This window comes from Enterovibrio makurazakiensis (assembly GCF_050336585.1).
Lineage (GTDB): Bacteria > Pseudomonadota > Gammaproteobacteria > Enterobacterales > Vibrionaceae > Enterovibrio > Enterovibrio gelatinilyticus.
The window spans coordinates 294,144-311,299 of sequence record NZ_JAKJSE010000005.1; the positions used below are offsets into that span (position 1 = coordinate 294,144).

The 17,156-nt window shown below is 46.6% G+C and carries 15 protein-coding genes; 7 read left to right on the forward strand and 8 right to left on the reverse strand.

All coding sequences use genetic code 11. The annotated features are described in order from the left end of the window. Position 1: 1 nt before the first annotated feature. Together L4D06_RS03505 and metE are read right to left on the reverse strand one after the other, a co-directional pair. Positions 2–1,606 (reverse strand): CHASE domain-containing protein, encoded by a 1,605-nt coding sequence (locus L4D06_RS03505; RefSeq protein WP_429737883.1) that lies wholly within the window; start codon positions 1,604–1,606, stop codon positions 2–4. Between the two features lie 245 nt (positions 1,607–1,851). Next, positions 1,852–4,131 carry a 5-methyltetrahydropteroyltriglutamate--homocysteine S-methyltransferase gene (gene metE / locus L4D06_RS03510; protein ID WP_429737884.1) on the reverse strand — a complete coding sequence of 760 codons (2,280 nt, stop codon included), beginning with the start codon at positions 4,129–4,131 and terminating at the stop codon, positions 1,852–1,854. A gap of 103 nt (positions 4,132–4,234) precedes the next feature. On the opposite strand from metE, the gene metR reads away from it, so the two are divergent. Continuing rightward, the gene (gene metR, locus L4D06_RS03515) at positions 4,235–5,146 is read left to right on the forward strand and encodes an HTH-type transcriptional regulator MetR (RefSeq protein WP_429737885.1); all 912 of its coding nucleotides are present in this window, start codon (positions 4,235–4,237) and stop codon (positions 5,144–5,146) included. A gap of 45 nt (positions 5,147–5,191) precedes the next feature. Here the strand turns inward: metR and L4D06_RS03520 are convergent, their stop codons facing one another. Continuing rightward, a complete protein-coding gene (locus tag L4D06_RS03520) occupies positions 5,192–5,386 on the reverse strand; it encodes a DUF4250 domain-containing protein (RefSeq protein ID WP_274165425.1) in 195 nt (64 codons plus the stop codon). A 185-nt stretch (positions 5,387–5,571) separates the two neighbouring features. Beyond that, positions 5,572–6,246: a hypothetical protein gene (locus L4D06_RS03525; RefSeq protein WP_429737886.1), complete on the reverse strand. Its 675-nt coding sequence runs from the start codon at positions 6,244–6,246 to the stop codon at positions 5,572–5,574. 295 nt (positions 6,247–6,541) lie between these two features. Between L4D06_RS03525 and L4D06_RS03530 the strand changes: the two genes are divergently transcribed. Continuing rightward, on the forward strand, positions 6,542–7,714 hold the full coding sequence (locus L4D06_RS03530; RefSeq protein ID WP_429737887.1) for a GGDEF domain-containing protein: 1,173 nt from the start codon (positions 6,542–6,544) through the stop codon (positions 7,712–7,714). Positions 7,715–7,733: 19 nt separating this feature from the next. On the opposite strand, the gene L4D06_RS03535 is transcribed toward L4D06_RS03530, so the two are convergent. Further along, positions 7,734–8,936, reverse strand: coding sequence for an MFS transporter (locus tag L4D06_RS03535; RefSeq protein WP_429737888.1), 1,203 nt, complete (start codon positions 8,934–8,936; stop codon positions 7,734–7,736). 419 nt (positions 8,937–9,355) lie between these two features. On the opposite strand from L4D06_RS03535, the gene L4D06_RS03540 reads away from it, so the two are divergent. The 4 genes from L4D06_RS03540 (at position 9,356) to L4D06_RS03555 (ending at position 14,484) form a co-directional block, all read left to right on the forward strand. Next, positions 9,356–10,225, forward strand: coding sequence for a LysR family transcriptional regulator (locus L4D06_RS03540; RefSeq protein ID WP_429737889.1), 870 nt, complete (start codon positions 9,356–9,358; stop codon positions 10,223–10,225). A 13-nt stretch (positions 10,226–10,238) separates the two neighbouring features. Beyond that, positions 10,239–10,820 carry a DUF6942 family protein gene (locus L4D06_RS03545; RefSeq protein ID WP_429737890.1) on the forward strand — a complete coding sequence of 194 codons (582 nt, stop codon included), beginning with the start codon at positions 10,239–10,241 and terminating at the stop codon, positions 10,818–10,820. 183 nt (positions 10,821–11,003) lie between these two features. Next, positions 11,004–11,990, forward strand: a complete 987-nt coding sequence (locus L4D06_RS03550; RefSeq protein WP_429737891.1) for a DUF2860 domain-containing protein — start codon at positions 11,004–11,006, stop codon at positions 11,988–11,990. A 133-nt stretch (positions 11,991–12,123) separates the two neighbouring features. Continuing rightward, positions 12,124–14,484: a YgiQ family radical SAM protein gene (locus L4D06_RS03555; RefSeq protein ID WP_429737892.1), complete on the forward strand. Its 2,361-nt coding sequence runs from the start codon at positions 12,124–12,126 to the stop codon at positions 14,482–14,484. Positions 14,485–14,541: 57 nt separating this feature from the next. Here the strand turns inward: L4D06_RS03555 and L4D06_RS03560 are convergent, their stop codons facing one another. Beyond that, the gene (locus L4D06_RS03560) at positions 14,542–14,697 is read right to left on the reverse strand and encodes a hypothetical protein (RefSeq protein WP_274165433.1); all 156 of its coding nucleotides are present in this window, start codon (positions 14,695–14,697) and stop codon (positions 14,542–14,544) included. A 300-nt stretch (positions 14,698–14,997) separates the two neighbouring features. Between L4D06_RS03560 and aqpZ the strand changes: the two genes are divergently transcribed. Next, positions 14,998–15,687, forward strand: coding sequence for an aquaporin Z (aqpZ, locus tag L4D06_RS03565; protein ID WP_420791230.1), 690 nt, complete (start codon positions 14,998–15,000; stop codon positions 15,685–15,687). A 182-nt stretch (positions 15,688–15,869) separates the two neighbouring features. On the opposite strand, the gene L4D06_RS03570 is transcribed toward aqpZ, so the two are convergent. Both L4D06_RS03570 and L4D06_RS03575 read right to left on the reverse strand, forming a co-directional pair. Further along, on the reverse strand, positions 15,870–16,283 hold the full coding sequence (locus tag L4D06_RS03570) for a VOC family protein (RefSeq protein ID WP_429737893.1): 414 nt from the start codon (positions 16,281–16,283) through the stop codon (positions 15,870–15,872). A gap of 178 nt (positions 16,284–16,461) precedes the next feature. Further along, the coding region (locus L4D06_RS03575) for a (Fe-S)-binding protein (protein ID WP_429737894.1) at positions 16,462–17,156 on the reverse strand (695 nt) is incomplete at its 5' end.

The following is a 17,156-nucleotide window of genomic DNA, read 5'->3' on the forward strand; positions in this document are numbered from 1 at the left end:
TTCAGCCTCCTTCGGGAGGCTGTTTTCGTTCTTCGGTATATATCCAATTAGACTGATTCCGCCCCGCAACAACCGCTTTACCTAAGGCTATCTCCGCATAAGCAATCACTTTCGAAGCATCCATGTTATCGGCATTTAGCACGGTAACCCCACCAACCGAAATGGTCATGAGCTGACTGCCTTCTTCTTTGTCAAAAGGCAATTTCAACTGTTTAATCGCTTCTAAGCACACATTAGCAATCGGAGCGCCATCTTTGGTATTTGGCAGAAGTATGGCAAATGTTTCTCCTCCATAACGGGCCAACAGATCCCCAGGGCGCTTTAACGTATCGACTAAAGATTGACCAATCAAACGAATCGCCTTATCACCCACAACGCGACCATGTTTTGCGTTGTAGTGGGACATATTATCAATTTCAATCATGATCATACTGATGGCTAGCTTGTCACGCTGAGTGCGTTTCACTTCAGCTTGTACACATTCTTCGAAGTAATCTCGATTACAAAACCCCGTTAAACCATCGCTCTTCGAGATCCTTTCGAGTTTTTTGTTAGCTTCGCGCAACTCACGGGTTTTTGCATCCACACGTTTTTGTATCAGTAAAGCGCGGTGTTGAAGCATATAGAGCAAATATGCCAGTAACGTAAAAATCAAAACACCGATAAAGAAAATTAAGTGAGGATAAACACTCATCCGCTCGTTCACATAACTGGGTGAAGGCGTACCTTTTAACAACCACTCTCTTCCAGCAAAATAAATCGGCGCAGAGGTATAACTCAATGCTTCTACTGGCGGCTCAGACAAATCGACAACATTCCGATAAATCACGTCACTTTGCGCTTTTAGCCCCACATCCAGCAATTCCAAGTTGATGGACTCTTTTACCGTGTTGTTAATGGCTAAATCAAAAATATCCCCAACAGCAAACAGCCCTAACAAAAAGCCTCTCAACATTTCTTGGCGATCGGCTGCTGTTTCCGGCTCACCATAAAATACGGGGAGTAGCATAAGAAAGCCGCTATTGTCTTCAAACTCTCTTTTCAAGCGCATAGCCGGTGTTGCAATAGGAACACCACGATACCAACTCATTTCCAACGCATCTTTCATTGATGCTCGCGAGGCCAAATCAAACCCCACCATGTTCTGATTTTCAGCATATGGCGTCACATACCGAACAGGGAAATAGCGATCCCTCTGCCCTGCTTTTGCCAAATCTCCCGTTTCATTCAGCTCAACAATTTCAAACAACGCAAACTCTAACGCCGCTTCCGCTTCATAGAGGGAGCGTTCATCTTTCGTGACAAATTCCGCCCATTCCATTGCGCGTATATTAGGATGTCGATCCATCACATTGTTAGCCAACGCGCTGAAGGCATCTTCATTGATTTCATTGCTAAGGGAAACCTGACTGCGTAAGGCGTAAAGGAGTTCGATACTGATGTTGAGCTCTCTGCCTAAAGAAAGGGCTGCATTTTCAACGTCTTTTTGAATTTCATGTTTAACGGCTTGCTTCTCAGATTGATACAAAGACATGGCTGCGAGGAACGAAAAAAACAGCCCAACGAGGACCGTTACAATCGTTGAATACAAAACCTTCTTTGCCATCCTCTTTATACCCTCCGTTATATGTTAACTAATTGTTAGTCATATTTACGAATCCTGCCACCATGGGGCAAACTAAGCGCTTGAATTCTTTGGTGAGGAAGTGAAAATAAATTCGCCCTGACGGAAAAAACCATCAGGGCGAGAAGGGATCAACGAGATTTCGCATCGCTGAAAATGCAATGAATTATTAAAGAAGGTCTATATTTTCGACCTCTTTATACCCAAACAACCTGTAGATTCAGGATTCAACGAGGCTTACTGACGTTATCTCTCAGTATGCTCGCAGCATTGACCAAGCTAGACAACGCGGCTTCAACTTCGTCCCAGTTACGCGTCTTCAATCCACAGTCTGGGTTAACCCATAAACGTGAATCTGGAATGGTTTTACGTGCTTTCTCCAACAAGGCAACCATGCTGTCTACCTCTGGGATGTTTGGTGAGTGAATGTCATACACACCCGGGCCAATTTCATTTGGATACGAAAATTCTTCAAATGCTTGAAGCAATTCCATGTCTGAACGCGACGTTTCGATGGTAATGACATCGGCATCGAGCGCAGCAACAGAGTCAATAATGTCGTTAAATTCGCTGTAACACATGTGTGTGTGGATTTGCGTTTCTGGTTTGGCACTTGCTGCTGAGATCTTAAATGCATTAACCGCCCAATCCAGATACGCTTTCCAATCACCCACTTTTAACGGCATCCCTTCACGAATTGCAGGTTCATCAATTTGAATAATGTTGATACCTGCTTCTTGTAGATCAGCCACTTCATCACGCAACGCCAGCGCAATTTGTTCTGCAATGGCTTGGCGAGACAGATCTTCACGAGGGAAAGTCCAACCCAAAATCGTCACCGGCCCCGTCAGCATACCTTTCACCGGCTTGTCTGACAGGCTTTGTGCATAGGACGTCCAATCCACAGTGATCGGTGCAGGGCGAGAAATATCACCCACGATGACAGCAGGTTTCACACAGCGCGACCCGTAGCTTTGTACCCAACCGAATCGGGTGGCAGCAAACCCATCAAGGTTTTCAGCGAAATATTCCACCATGTCATTGCGCTCTGGTTCGCCATGAACCAGCACATCAAGGCCGAGCCTCTCTTGGCGCTCAATGGCATCTTTAATATGGCCTTGCATTGCAGCCGTGTAATCTGTGGCAGACAGAACACCCGACTTAACATCACGGCGCTGCTGACGAATTTCGGCCGTCTGCGGGAATGAACCAATGGTCGTGGTTGGGAAAAGAGGTAACGACAGCGCCGTTTTTTGCGCTTTTGCGCGCGCTTCATACGGTAGTTCTCGCTCACCTAACGCAGCAGTAATGCCGTTCACTTTCGCTTGTACATCTCGCTTGTTGACTCGCTCACTGAATGCGCGCGCTTCAATGGCTTCGCTATACACTTCACAAGCTGCAATGGCAGATTCATTTCCATCAAGTGCTTTTGCCAATAACGCTACTTCATTCAGCTTTTGCTTAGCAAAGGCCAACCAAGAATACACTTCTTCGTCGAGGCTAGTTTCTAAGTTCAAATCAATCGGCGAGTGTAAAAGAGAGCAACTGCTTGATACCCAAAGGCGATCGCCCAGCTTTTCCGCGGCAGGCTGGAGTGCTTGCAGCCATTTGTTCAGGTTGGCTTTCCACACGTTACGGCCATTTACGACACCGAGTGAAACCACCCAGTTGGAGGGAACTGCATCGATCACGGCATCCAACTGTTGTGGCGCAACACTCAAATCAACATGCAGGCCGTCTACTTTTAGTGCGCTAATCACATCAAGCTGTTGCTCAACAGATTCAAAGTAGGTAGTAAGAAGCAGTTTTACGTCGCCACTAATGACTTGGTACGCGAGCTTGTAGGCTTTTCTCCACTCTTCGGGCAAATCAAGCGCAAGAATAGGCTCATCAATTTGCACCCATTCAACGCCTTGTGATTTTAGCTTGGTGAAAATTTGCTGATAAACGGATAATAAACGTGGAAGTAAATCTAGGCGGTTGAAACCGTCTTCTTTCTCTTTACCGAGATACAAGTAAGAAACAGGTCCCAAAACCACAGGCTTCACCTTGTAACCCGACTTCTGAGCTTCTGACACCTCTTCAAATAACTGATTCCAGCTCAAAGAAAATTCATCGTCTTTAGTAAACTCTGGCACGATGTAGTGATAGTTTGTATTGAACCACTTTGTCATGTCTGACGCTGCACAGCTGCAACCTGTCGGTGCTTTACCACGAGCAATCCGGAATAAGGTGTCGAGATCTGGATGACCGTTACGATGACGCTCAGGAATATGACCCAAGGTCAGGCTGGTTTGAAGAACATGGTCATACCAAGCAAAGTCGCCAACCGTGACATAAGAAAGCCCAGCATCGGCTTGTGACTGCCAGTTGTTGTGGCGAATAGTAGCAGCAACATCGCGAAGGGCTTGTTGGTCACTTTTCCCGTGCCAGTAACTCTCCAATGCAAATTTCAATTCACGTTTGTTGCCGATGCGCGGGTAACCAAGAATATGTGTAGTGGACATTATCTTCTCCTTTTTAGCCGTCCAGATGTTTACATGTCCACCTTGATTCATTAGAGTGCATAAAACAAACTCAAATTACTCAAACGGATGTTGAGAATAATTCATGTTAGAAGTTAAGCACTTGCGAACGCTCTCTGTATTACGCGATACAGGCTCATTGACAGCGACAGCCACACAGCTTTGTTTGACACAATCTGCCTTGTCACATCAGCTCAAAGATCTAGAGCAACGCATAGGCGCTCCATTGTTTCTTCGAAAAACACGTCCTGTTCGTTTTACTGCAGAAGGCCAAGTGTTGCTGGCACTGGCGGATGACATGCTTCCTCGCCTTGCTAGAGCTGAAACGGAACTCGCAGCGTTGAAGGAAGACGCGCAAGGTCGATTGCATATGGCGATCGAATGCCATTCCTGCTTTCAATGGTTAATGCCAGCATTGAAAGAATACAGAATGAGCTGGCCCTTGGTGACATTGGACTTCTCTTCAGGATTTGGATTTGAACCCTTACCTGCCTTGGCTAGTGGGGAATTGGATCTCGTTATTTCGTCAGACATTAGCCCTCGCAGCGAAATCCACTATGAGCCGCTGTTTGATTTTGAAATGCGATTGGTGCTCTCGGATACGCATCCACTGGCATCGAAAAGTGTTATTGAAGCCGAGGATTTGGCGAATGAAACGCTTCTTACCTACCCCGTTCAGCGTCAGCGAATGGATGTCATCAAACACTTTCTCCATCCCGCGGGCGTCGAGCCGGCAAACTTTAAATCTGCAGACAACACACTGATGCTAATTCAAATGGTGACGGCGGGTCTTGGTGTGGCGGCTTTGCCGAATTGGGCAATCAGTGAATTTTCACGACAAGGATTAGTGGTTGATAAGCCGTTAGGAAAAGGACTATGGCGACGACTATATGCAGCAGTCAGGCATCAAGAAAGTGACCGTCCTTACCTTCAGGCATTTTTCGCCACAGCACGAAATCAATGCCATACGCATTTGGATGGGATCAAGAAAGTCTGAGCCGAGAAAACGGCTCATGGTTGTCAAAGCAGAAAATTCAAACGGCTATTTTTGCCTTAACTGGTTCACAACGGGATCATAGTAGCATCCCATTTCGTCCAGTTTGTGCTGGAATGCTTGTTGGTCCAATTCAAATTGCACTAGCAAGTCGTCAAGACTGCTGCACTCCAAACGCAGCTTTTCATTCACGATGCCATACATGATCGCACCATCAAGATGATCGAGATTATGAATTTCCATAAACACTGCTCTCTGTCTGCCATTATACCCAAGTAACCACATGTCTATTTTAGTCCAGTTAGATCATCTGCTATAAACAACAGGATCAAAAAAGGCACTTCATGTGCCTTTTCCTACCATTGAAACAGAAAACTGAAACTCGCAGAACAATGATGAATAACAGAGTGAGTTTGGCTGTTAAGGACTTAGACCATCGCAGACATTGCCAAGCCAGAGGCGCTCGCAATAACGATAAGCGCACAACAGAGTTGGGCTAGCTGGGGGGGAGTTTGACGCAGTAAATGGAGTGCCCAAATTATCACGCCACACACTACCAAGCCCAAGCTAGAAAACACCGAAGTAATCAATGTGTTAGCTTCGGACTCAGGCATTGAAGCGCTTGTCACCGCAATAATCACTGCCATGAACATGGAGGCGACAATGCCGACGACAGGCAAAATGCGGTGAAAAGCCTGTAAACGAGAACGAGCACGAACCAGTAAACAATGCGCTGTAATTGCGCCAACCAACAGCACTTGAGAAAGCATTAGCAAACCTGCTGCACTACCCTGCTGCCAAGCAGACACCAACACCGCCAAAACACCAAAGCCATTGGCGAGATGCAGTATTGGAATAGGACCTGATAATCGCGTTTTTCCTGATTTTGAGCGCAACGAGAAAATACCAAGCGCGATAAACGGCAATACCGAGAATGGCGAGAAGGGAATCACCGCCGCCCACGCTGCAACGATAAACCAAAAAGCTTTGTGGAGACGACCACGTTGACCGGGGCAGATATCCCCTTTAAGTAACACTAACGTCAAAACACACTGGGCGCCCAAGGCCCCAGACATCACCACCGAACTCAACAATTCGTACATTCTTTCTTACCCAATGAAAACGTGCGCCCGATTATACCCAAATTACGGGAATATGCAGGTTTCTAAACATCACCTTCATGAACCTCCACTGGAATGCAAATTTAGGATTCATTCACAAAACAACGTAGATAACCTCACAGATATTGATGATTATTTTGCTTTAGCTCGCATTGATATGTAACTGTTTTAATATAGAAATGAATATTGTGAACACGGTTCAAAAATATTAGACGATCTGTCGGTTAATTTACGACGTACTGATAGGCACTATCCAATAATTTTAGGCTAAGGAAACATGGAGTTAACCTACCGAAATTATAAACTCTCTCTTCGTGAGCTTTGGAGCGCGAGTAGCCATGCGAGTAGCTTCAATACGACGCGAGCGACGTATCTACGCAGTCGTATCATCGCGCTGAGTTATGTGTGGGCGGTATTGACCCTCGCATGGATTCCTGTCGATCGTCTTGTTATGCCCCAGGATAATTTCTCGTTAGTTCTCTTAAGGGTAGGTCTCGCCGTTGCTTTGCTTTCAATTGCTCGCGCTGTCAGCGTGCGAAATTCGCTTCATGATTGCCGAATTGCCTTAGTGAGTTTGGTAATGAGTTTCAACGTTTTCTACCTTCTGGCGAATCACACCTTAGGTTACCCTCATACCGTTAATTCATTTAGTTTCTGCTATACGCTACTGCCCTTTCTGCATGTCATCATGTTAACCGTTTTCCCATTGTCCATCAGGGAATCATCATCACTCATTTTGGTTACAGCCCTCACACAATTGTTTGTCGACTACCATAACGGCGCATTGTTATCACTTGATACAATAGCCATTTACTGGCTACAAACTGTTGTCGGTTTATTGGTGATTTGGGGACAAACATCCAAGTTGCACATGATGCTTCGCCTCTATCGCCATGCGACATTAGACCCACTAACCGGTGTCTACAATCGCCGAATGCTACTCACCCTCGCACAACGAGACATTGAAAACACACGAACCAGAGCACGTCCTTATTCCGTCTTAATCATGGATCTCGATAAATTCAAACGGATCAACGACAGATATGGTCACTTTGCTGGCGATCTCGTACTGCAAGCTTTCACCAAATCAGTGCAAGAAACGTTACGGAAATCTGATATTTTTGGACGTTTTGGTGGTGAAGAGTTCATCCTCTTTCTGCCTCAGTGTACGGCAGAAAATGCGCAACTGGTGGCCGATAGGATAATGAGCAGAATTAGGAACTTAAACATTCCAGTTCAAGGTACTTCTAAGCCAATTCACGTGACAACCTCGGTGGGGATTAGCACGAGCGTATCGACGGAAGATACCATGAACCAATTGCTAGAAAAGGCAGATCTTGCCCTGTACCACGCCAAGAACAATGGCAGAGATTGTAGTCAAACGTTTGAGAATTGTGGTGAGAAGGTACAAGAGAAATACAAGCGCCCTTGGCTTGAAGCGACAAATTAACTTAATCCCCATTCACCCATTACAAGCAAACGTTATGGGTGATAGCTTTCTTTTCAATGACACCTAGGAATTGAACCAAAATCAGGTTCACCGCTGCCAATGAAACGGCACCGAGTGTCACAGCAAACCATCCACCATACTCCCAGCAGCCAATCAAATAGAACCCGCCCAGACTTCCACCGACATAATAGTGAACCAAATACAATGCGGTTGCTGTCGCCTTGCCACTAACAGCGCGACGACTCACCCATCCATAAGCCAATGAATGGGTAAAAAAGGCGCCACCTCCAACAATCAGAAGCCCAACAATAACAGCTATTTCGGTCTCTACACTTGCCACCAGCACACCGAGTAACGTGACAACTGTGCCAAACGTCATGCCGGACACAGGAGAATATCTATTTGCCCAACGTCCACTTAAACGAGACGTTAACGTACCCGCGAGATAGCATACAAAAATAGCAGAGGCGACCCCCACAGGGAGGTTAAACGGCGCTTCCAGAAGCCTAAATGTTGTTACCGAATAAATGTTAACGAACAACGCGAAGTTGACGCCACCGATAATCATCGCGACCCAAAGTATGGGAGAGCGAATATGCATACCAATCATTTTTGCTTGAGCAAGAAAAGAAGTCTTAGATGAGACAAAACGGCGCTGTGCCGGTAGCAGCCAGAACACCAAGATAATACCAATCGCAGTGACAACTGCCATTGCCATCACCGCGCCTTGCCACCCCAAGAAATCTGAGAACACGCCGCCAAACAGTCTGCCAAAAATACCCCCTAGTGAATTTGCACTGATGTACCCACCAACTGCTACCACCAGCGCTGTCGGGCTAAATTCATCAGCCATATACGCCACAGCGACAGCGGCATAACCCGCCAAGGCGATGCCCATTAACCCACGCAAAGCCACGAGCCCCCAAAAAGCTTCAACATGCCATGAAGCAATTCCCACGATAGGCAGAAGTAAGAGGCTCGAAAACATAACGGGGCGACGGCCAACTTTTTCCGACAGCAATGCCCACGGCAATAAACTCAGGGACAGACCCAAGGTTGAAGATGCCAATAACCAATTGGCTTTGGTTGCAGTTACATGAAAGCTATCGGCAAAAATAGGCAGCATTGGCTGAAATAGGTATAGGTTGCAGAATACCAAAAAGGAGCCAAAAGACAGGGCAAATGCGGCTTTGCGATAAGCGGGAGTCTGTAATTCAATCATGCTCTACATTACGGATGTCAAAATATACTCTGAAATTAGCAACCTACTGGTGATATATAAAGTATATTAAATATATAGAAGTAAGATCGTTTGTTTATACTTATACCAAAGTAACATGAAGATGCAGGATTCAGCGAGTTTTACTGGCGTTATGATCAAAGCGTCCCTTTGCCGATGTAGCGATCTCCATTAAAAAGGGATAACACCGAGCATGGCGTCAGTAAACTCGCCCGAAGGGAGGCCCTCAGTGCGTCCACTTCATCGTTAAATTCCTGTGATATAGAATGACTATTTCTACAAGAATTTGCCTTCAATTGAACGCACTGATGGCCTCTGAAATCGAGCATCTTCAGGTTGTTTGGGGATATACCCAAACTCCCATAAATCGCTTAGACATTTTCCCCTAAAGGCTACTGCACATGGATGTTCGCCAACTTCGCTACTTCGCGTGTGTCGCGGAACAGATGAGTTTCACCCGCGCAGCAAGAAAATTGCACATCGCGCAGCCTGCATTAAGCATCGCGATTAAAAAACTCGAAAGTAGCATTGGACTAAACCTTTTTGATCGCAACGAACGCCAAGTTCACCTCACGTATGAAGGCAAGCTCCTTCTGCCCCATGCACATCGAATCTTACAAATGATGGAAGATGCGAACACAGAAATGGCGGAGCTACGTGGTTTGCAAAAAGGCGAAGTTCGTGTCGGCGTACCAGGTATGTTGGGTTCCTACTATTTCCCCTCTATTTTAATGGGCTTTAAGAGCCAATACCCCGACCTCAAGCTCAGTGTCGTAGAGGCAGGTACTCAGTCTATTCGCCAAATGCTGCTAGATGGAGAGCTCGATGTCGGAGTGATTCACAGCAAAGATGTGCCTGCAGCGTTGGATACGTCTCATTTAATCACATCGCAAATGGTCGCGGTTACAAGTACGGACCATCCACTGGCAGCAAGAAGTTCGATTAGCTTCGAGTCATTTTTTGATGAAGAACTGGTGATGTTTAAAAAAGGCTATTTCCATCGCGAATTCATTGACCAGATTTGTGCCACCCACAAAATCAGCCCCCACCTCTCTTTTGAAACCAATTTGCTGGCAATGATCCTCAATATCGTTCGTCATGGTTTTGCGATCACCGCTTTGCTGGAACTGGTCACTGAGCACGAACCAGGGCTCGTTGCGATTCCTTTTGACGAACCCGTGACCCTAGATATTTCTATGGCATGGCGCAAACACGGTTACTTATCACTGGCAGACCGCGCATTCATCGACTTTGTCCAACAAAACAAATAACAGGAAAACAACTGTGCATTCATTTTCCTTGGGCTCTCCCAACGCATCAATCATTGTTTATGTCGAAAAAGCACCACCGCTGGATAAGCTATGGGGTGACATGCCGCAGAATGGGAGCAATACACCACTCTCATTTGAAGAGATCAAAGCGATTGGAGAGGTAGGCGGAAACGGCTGGCGCAAAGTGTTCAACGTGTATGCAAAGTTACTTCATGCCTTACCCGAAAACTCATCCCTAAGGCCAAAAGGGTTTGAGACATGGCAAGCGTACAGAGACAACGAACTGCTTCAAGTATCATCTAATACCCGGTTGTGTTTTGGTCACCATCACCTGCAACTGCCAACCAATAAACATGAACCTCGCGAGCGCCAAATCCACCTTATTGCGGGAAAAACACATGCCAACCAATTAGGCATTGCAACGGAATGTGTTTGGCTTGACCATGAATTTGCCAAACACCCCACGATGCCACTCATCGTTTGCCCCTATTTTGATTATCGCCAATTATCGAATAATAAAATCGACGTTCTCATCGGGTTAATGCAATCACTTGAGCACCAACAACACGATAACTTTATAAATCACCTTGAATAGAGTGATCGTGTTTGGCGCACTAACCCGTAATTTATCGCTACGGCACTAATTATTAATTTCAGGCTGACATGACTATTTTTCTTGTCACAGCCTTTGCTAAGATGGCAACACTACTCAACTTATCGCTTATATAGAAACAGTACATAAGCAGGCCAACCGCACGCGCAAAAGGATATTGCACCGATGAATATTAAACACCATGCCTTAATGGGCTTTGCTCTGCTGCCCATGTTTGCCCATGCGGGGCTCGCCGAGCACGGCGGTATTAGTGGCGAAATTTCACTGATTGGTGGGGTTGTTTCTACAGATTCCAACCTCTCTACAGGTGGTGAAGCTACAAAAAACTCACCGTTAAACCGTAGCGGTAACAGGGAAACCGATAGCATTTTTGGTCCACTGGGTAGTGTGGCTTTCACATGGGGTGCAGGGTTAAACCATCAGGTTTTCGCAGGTACGACGCGAGAAGATATTGCAGTGGGAACGATTGCACTGGAAATCGGCTATAAATATGAATTTGCTTCAGGTACGCAAGTCACCGCCGCTTATCTACCCACCGTTGTCTCAGAAGAAGTTTGGGCAAATCCTTACCTCACCGATACAGCCCGCAGTGAAACAGACAAGTCTGGTAATGCATATCGCCTGCAAGTCAGTCGAATTGGCGGTTCCCCCCTGTCACTGGATTTCGCATACGCACAAACCGAAATCGACAATGAACAAAGTGGCACGAGCAGCTTTTCACCAACCGAACAAAACCAGCTTGCACGCGAGGGGGATAGCTTTTACACCAAGGCCAGCTATCGTCAATTTCTAGGTCGCGGTCTAGGGGTCGCGCCTGCCGTGGTCTACATCAAACATGATGCCGATGGCGATGCCATGTCATACCAATCCATTGGTGGGGAGCTTTCTTATTTCAGCTTTGCCGGCAGAAATAAAATTGTGTTAACGGGTAAATATCACGTACGTGATTACGACGCGATACATCCTGTTTTCGAAGCTACACGAGAAGATAAAGAATATGGTGCTTTCCTTGCCTATGAATATGGCGAGATTTTTGGTCTGGATTCTTTGTCATTCATTTCACTGGCAGGCTATAGCAACATCGACTCAAATATCGACTTTTACAACGCAAGCCAATACCTATTTTCGCTGGGTGTAAGCTACAAATTCTGAATCAAATGGGCTGCATTTTCAGGTAGTGCAGCCCAATCCTGTCAAAAACCCTGCAAAACTGCGGGTTTAAACCTTCTGGCTCTCCTCTCTACAAGCCGCTATAATTGCCGCCTTGCGAAAAAGAGGTTAAGAAATGCGCAATTCCGTCACTCCCATCTTCGAATACCCTAAATATTGGGCTGAGTGTTATGACACTTCACCTTTTCTGCCAACCAGCAGAGAAGAAATGGATCAGCTAGGTTGGGACAGCTGTGACATTATTATTGTTACAGGCGATGCCTATGTCGATCACCCAAGCTTTGGTATGGCCGTTATTGGTCGTACATTAGAAGCTCAGGGTTTCCGCGTCGGGATCATTGCGCAGCCAGATTGGCAAGACAAAAAAGCGTTTATGGCGCTAGGTCAGCCAAACCTCTTCTTCGGTATTACTGCGGGTAACATGGACTCCATGATCAACCGCTATACCGCAGACAAAAAAATTCGTCACGATGACGCCTATACGCCTGATAACAAAGGTGGAATGCGTCCTGACCGAGCAGTGTTGATTTATACTCAACGTTGTAAAGAAGCCTATAAAGAAACACCCATTGTGCTAGGTGGTATTGAAGCCAGTCTTCGCCGCTTATCACATTATGACTATTGGTCAGATAAAGTACGTCGCTCTGTTCTGTGTGATGCGAAAGCCGACATCCTTCTGTTCGGTAATGCTGAACGTGCTTTGGTTGAAGTTGCCCACCGCTTTGCTAAAGGCGAAAGCGTTGCAACCATGAATCGCATCGCTGGTACCGCCGTGATGTTGAAAAAAGCGCCAGAGGACATGACGGAAGTTGATAGCTCACGCATCGACAAACCGGGCAAGTCGATGGTCATGCCGAACCCATATGCCACAGAAACGGCCTGCGAGACAGAGACCAAGAAAGAAGCTGAAGCGAAACCTATCATGGTTCGCCCTCCGCGCCATGATGCTGAAAACAGCTATGTTCGCTTGCCTTCTTTCGAGAAACTGGTCAACGACCGAGTGCTTTATGCACACGCAAGTCGCGTCATGCATTTGGAAGCCAACCCTTACTCGGCTCGCGCACTCGTCCAAAAACACGGCGAACGTGAGCTTTGGGTTAACACCCCGCCTATTCCTCTGACCACTGAGGAAATGGACTATGTGTTTGGCCTGCCTTTCGCACGCGTGCCTCACCCTAAATATGGTGATGCAAAAATCCCTGCGTACGAGATGATCAAAACCTCAGTCAACATTATGCGTGGTTGTTTTGGTGGCTGTTCATTCTGCTCGATCACCGAGCACGAAGGACGCATCATTCAAAACCGTTCTCAGGAATCTATCCTGAACGAGATTGAAGATATTCGCGAAAAAGTACCGGGCTTTACAGGCGTGATTTCAGACCTCGGTGGCCCAACGGCAAACATGTATCGCCTTGGTTGTTCAGACCCTCGCGCCGAGCAAAACTGCCGTCGACCATCTTGTGTGTTCCCGAAAATCTGTGAAAAATTGAACACGGACCATAAGCACACTGTCGATCTTTACCGTTCTGCACGTGAGTTACCGGGTGTGAAGAAAGTCGTTATCGCATCAGGTGTGCGTTATGACCTTGCGATTGAATCCCCTGAGTACGTGAAAGAATTGGTCACACACCATGTTGGCGGCTACCTGAAGATTGCACCTGAGCATACCGAAAAAGGTACGCTGGATCTGATGATGAAACCGGGCATGGGTACATACGACCGCTTTAAAGCACTCTTCGAAAAATATTCGAAAGAAGCAGGCAAGAAGCAGTATTTGATCCCGTACTTCATTGCAGCACACCCTGGCTGTACTGATGATGACATGCTGAATTTGGCACTATGGCTCAAAGAGAACGACTTCCAGTGTGATCAGGTTCAGAACTTCTATCCGTCGCCGATGTGTAATGCCACATCAATGTATCACTCTGAGACGAACCCGCTAAAACGCGTGAAATACAAGAAACGTGAGGAGCTGTTCGTTGCCAAAGGTGAGCTTCAGCGTCGTTTGCACAAAGCACTACTTCGCTACCACGATCCAGCCAACTGGCCGATGATTCGCGAAGCGTTGATCAGCATGGGCAAACGCCATTTGATTGGCGATCGTGCTGACTGTTTGATCCCACGAGAAGGCAGCGAAGCAGAAGCAGCCGCGTTGATGCGTCGTAACTCAAACCGTTCAGGTAAGAAGAGCTTTGCAACCAAGCATCCGAATCAACCTGACATCCGTAAGCCTCAGGGCCAAGGTAGAGGGGCCAAAGGTCAATCTGCGTCGAATGGTCAGAAGCGACCGGTGACAGGTAAGCCAAAGCCTCAAGGTGCGAACGGCTCTAAGCCAGGAACAAGAGCCCAAGGCGCCAAGCCGACTGGTTCTAAACCTGGTGCTTCTAGACCAACAGCTTCTAAGCCTGGAGCCTCGAAGCCGAGCGCAAACAAAAACCGTCCTTCCGGCAACCGAAATCGCCCGGCAGCACGCTAACAAAACCAAAAAAGCGAACCGAAAGGTTCGCTTTTTACTTTTTTGCACACACAATGTTCATCGCATCAATTCAGAAATCACCAGTCCCAAGGACGCAAGCGCCGCGACCACACACAGCCCAATCAATACTTTCTTCTGTGCGTTTTCATCAAGAAATTTGGCAGCCAATAAACCAACAATGATCAGTCCAACAATCACCGCAATTTTAATCATTTTATAGCCTCGTTAGCCAACTCTATGATTTTTCAACGTTAACACATATACGTCTAGACAGCGACGAATGGATCAAGCGACTGTCGCTCTGCGATACCCACACTCAGTTGTGACACATAAAGCATGTGGTAAGTCATTACTACCATTTGATGGCACGCCCATACGAAAGAATAGTATTTACTAATCAATCAGTATAGTTCGCTAGATTTATTTACCTCGACGGGTGAAAGCTCTACTAGACTTTCTGAACAAGGGATTCCCTCGCTCCAAAAACTTTTTGTAATAGAAGGTTATAATATGTTGAAAAAACTTACCGCTGAGTTCATCGGCACTTTTTGGCTCGTACTTGGTGGGTGTGGTAGCGCAGTATTTGCCGCAGCCTTTCCAGAATTGGGCATCGGATTCTTAGGTGTTGCACTCGCATTTGGCCTAACAGTCGTCACCATGGCTTACGCCATTGGCCATATTTCAGGCTGTCATTTAAACCCCGCAGTCTCAGTAGGTTTATGGGCCGGTGGCCGCTTCCCAACGAGTGATCTCCTCCCCTATATTGTTGCTCAAGTTTTAGGAGCCATACTCGGTGCTTTCACTGTGTACATCATTGCCAGCGGACAACCCGGATTTGATCTCGCAGGCGGATTGGCTTCAAACGGCTATGGTGATCACTCTCCGGGTGGCTATGACATGCTTTCTGGCTTCCTGACTGAAGTTGTCATGACCTTTATGTTCTTGATTGTCATCATGGGTGCTACCCATAAACTTGCTAGCCCTGGCTTTGCTGGGTTGGCAATCGGCTTATCGCTTACATTGATTCACTTAATCAGTATTCCTATTACAAACACCTCGGTTAACCCAGCGCGAAGCACTGGGCCAGCACTGATTGTCGGTGATTGGGCGATTGAGCAACTTTGGATGTTCTGGGTAGCCCCGCTTATTGGCGCCTTTATTGCGGGTGTGACTTACCGCTGGCTTAGCCCTAACGAGGAATAAATCTTGTCGTGTTTCAGCGTTTGAGGCTAGTTATGGTTCAACGCTAAAACGATAAAAGCCCCAGTCTTTGCAAAGGACTGGGGCTTTTTGTGGGTATGTGGGGCTAACACTCTGTTGTTTACAATCATCCTTAGCTTACAATTCTCGTTCATTAAATCCTTAAGCTTAAAATCAGCGACCGTTCAATTGTCCTGTGCCGAGCAACTCAGCATCCAGCGGATACCAAACTGGTCAGTAACGATGCCGAACTTCACTCCCCAAAACGTATAGTCCAATGGCATGATGACTTGCCCCCTATCCGACAGCGCTATAAACACCTCACTTTGGCGGCGTTCTTCACTGAACGAGACGTGAAATGCCACATCGCCAGAGCCTTGGGCTAATGAGTCATCAAGCCCATCGGATGCAAGAAAACTGACCTCTGGAGAAACAAATTCTGCATGCATCACTCGATCAAGGAAATGGGAAGGAAATTCAACAGGCGAATCATTGAAAGTGGTGACGGTGTTAACCTTACCGCCCAAGGCTGTTTGATAGAAGAGCAAAGCATCTCTGCATACTCCATGAAACGTGATATGTGGCTGAAGCATATTCATAACAACTCCTCACCAATAACGAAATCGTTATGGGTAAGACTAACAGTTGGCTCATTTAGTCTCGGCTAACTATTAAGACAGCACTCACATTCATATCTATCTAGTGAGCAAAAAGGGAGCTTATCGCTCCCTTTCATCACGTTTGTAAACGCCCTTTTTCAGACATTCGCACCAAGGTTTACGCCATCCTCAGCAATACCTGCACAGGATGGAACAGCTTCTTATGTTCAAAGCGTTTCACCTGACTACGGCATGAATAGCCTGTCGCCATACAACGAGATTTCGGCAAAGATTCAAGTTGCGGTTTCCAGCTTAGGCCGTAGATACCTTTCGAGTTCTCGAGTTTGTCTGACTCATGACCGTATGTACCCGCCATTCCACAACAGCCAACAGGAACCGCTTCCAGTTTTCCACCAAAGTGCGCAAAGATACGTCCCCACTCAGCTTCCGCATTCGGCAACTTGGTTTTTTCTGTGCAATGCGCAAAGAGATACCAAGCGTCGGTATCGACGTTGTCTTTTGCGGGTAGATCTTGAATTTCATCCAAGAGCCATTCGTGCGCAGTTAACACCGTAAAATCACCGCGCTTGTCACCGAGGATCTCGTTGTATTCATCGCGATAGCAAAGCACTAGCGCGGGGTCGACACCCACCATTGGAATAGACAGGTCAGCGACTTGGTTAAGAAACTCTGACGTATTTGCCGCGGTTTTAGCAAACTTCTTCAAAAACCCTTTAATGTGCTGAGCCTTACCATTTGGCTTAAATGGCAACAACATCGGCTTCTTACCTAATTTTTCGACTAGGCGTACTAAGTCACTCACCACATCGGCTTCGTAAAAGCTGGTGAAGGGATCTTGAACAATCAATACAT

Coding starts and splice junctions, on each gene's coding strand:
- L4D06_RS03505 (WP_429737883.1), bottom strand. CDS start 1,606: ATGGCAAAGAAGGTTTTGTATTCAACGATTGTAACGGTCCTCGTTGGG.
- metE (WP_429737884.1), bottom strand. CDS start 4,131: ATGTCCACTACACATATTCTTGGTTACCCGCGCATCGGCAACAAACGT.
- metR (WP_429737885.1), top strand. CDS start 4,235: ATGTTAGAAGTTAAGCACTTGCGAACGCTCTCTGTATTACGCGATACA.
- L4D06_RS03520 (WP_274165425.1), bottom strand. CDS start 5,386: ATGGAAATTCATAATCTCGATCATCTTGATGGTGCGATCATGTATGGC.
- L4D06_RS03525 (WP_429737886.1), bottom strand. CDS start 6,246: ATGTACGAATTGTTGAGTTCGGTGGTGATGTCTGGGGCCTTGGGCGCC.
- L4D06_RS03530 (WP_429737887.1), top strand. CDS start 6,542: ATGGAGTTAACCTACCGAAATTATAAACTCTCTCTTCGTGAGCTTTGG.
- L4D06_RS03535 (WP_429737888.1), bottom strand. CDS start 8,936: ATGATTGAATTACAGACTCCCGCTTATCGCAAAGCCGCATTTGCCCTG.
- L4D06_RS03540 (WP_429737889.1), top strand. CDS start 9,356: ATGGATGTTCGCCAACTTCGCTACTTCGCGTGTGTCGCGGAACAGATG.
- L4D06_RS03550 (WP_429737891.1), top strand. CDS start 11,004: ATGAATATTAAACACCATGCCTTAATGGGCTTTGCTCTGCTGCCCATG.
- L4D06_RS03555 (WP_429737892.1), top strand. CDS start 12,124: ATGCGCAATTCCGTCACTCCCATCTTCGAATACCCTAAATATTGGGCT.
- L4D06_RS03560 (WP_274165433.1), bottom strand. CDS start 14,697: ATGATTAAAATTGCGGTGATTGTTGGACTGATCATTGTTGGTTTATTG.
- L4D06_RS03570 (WP_429737893.1), bottom strand. CDS start 16,283: ATGAATATGCTTCAGCCACATATCACGTTTCATGGAGTATGCAGAGAT.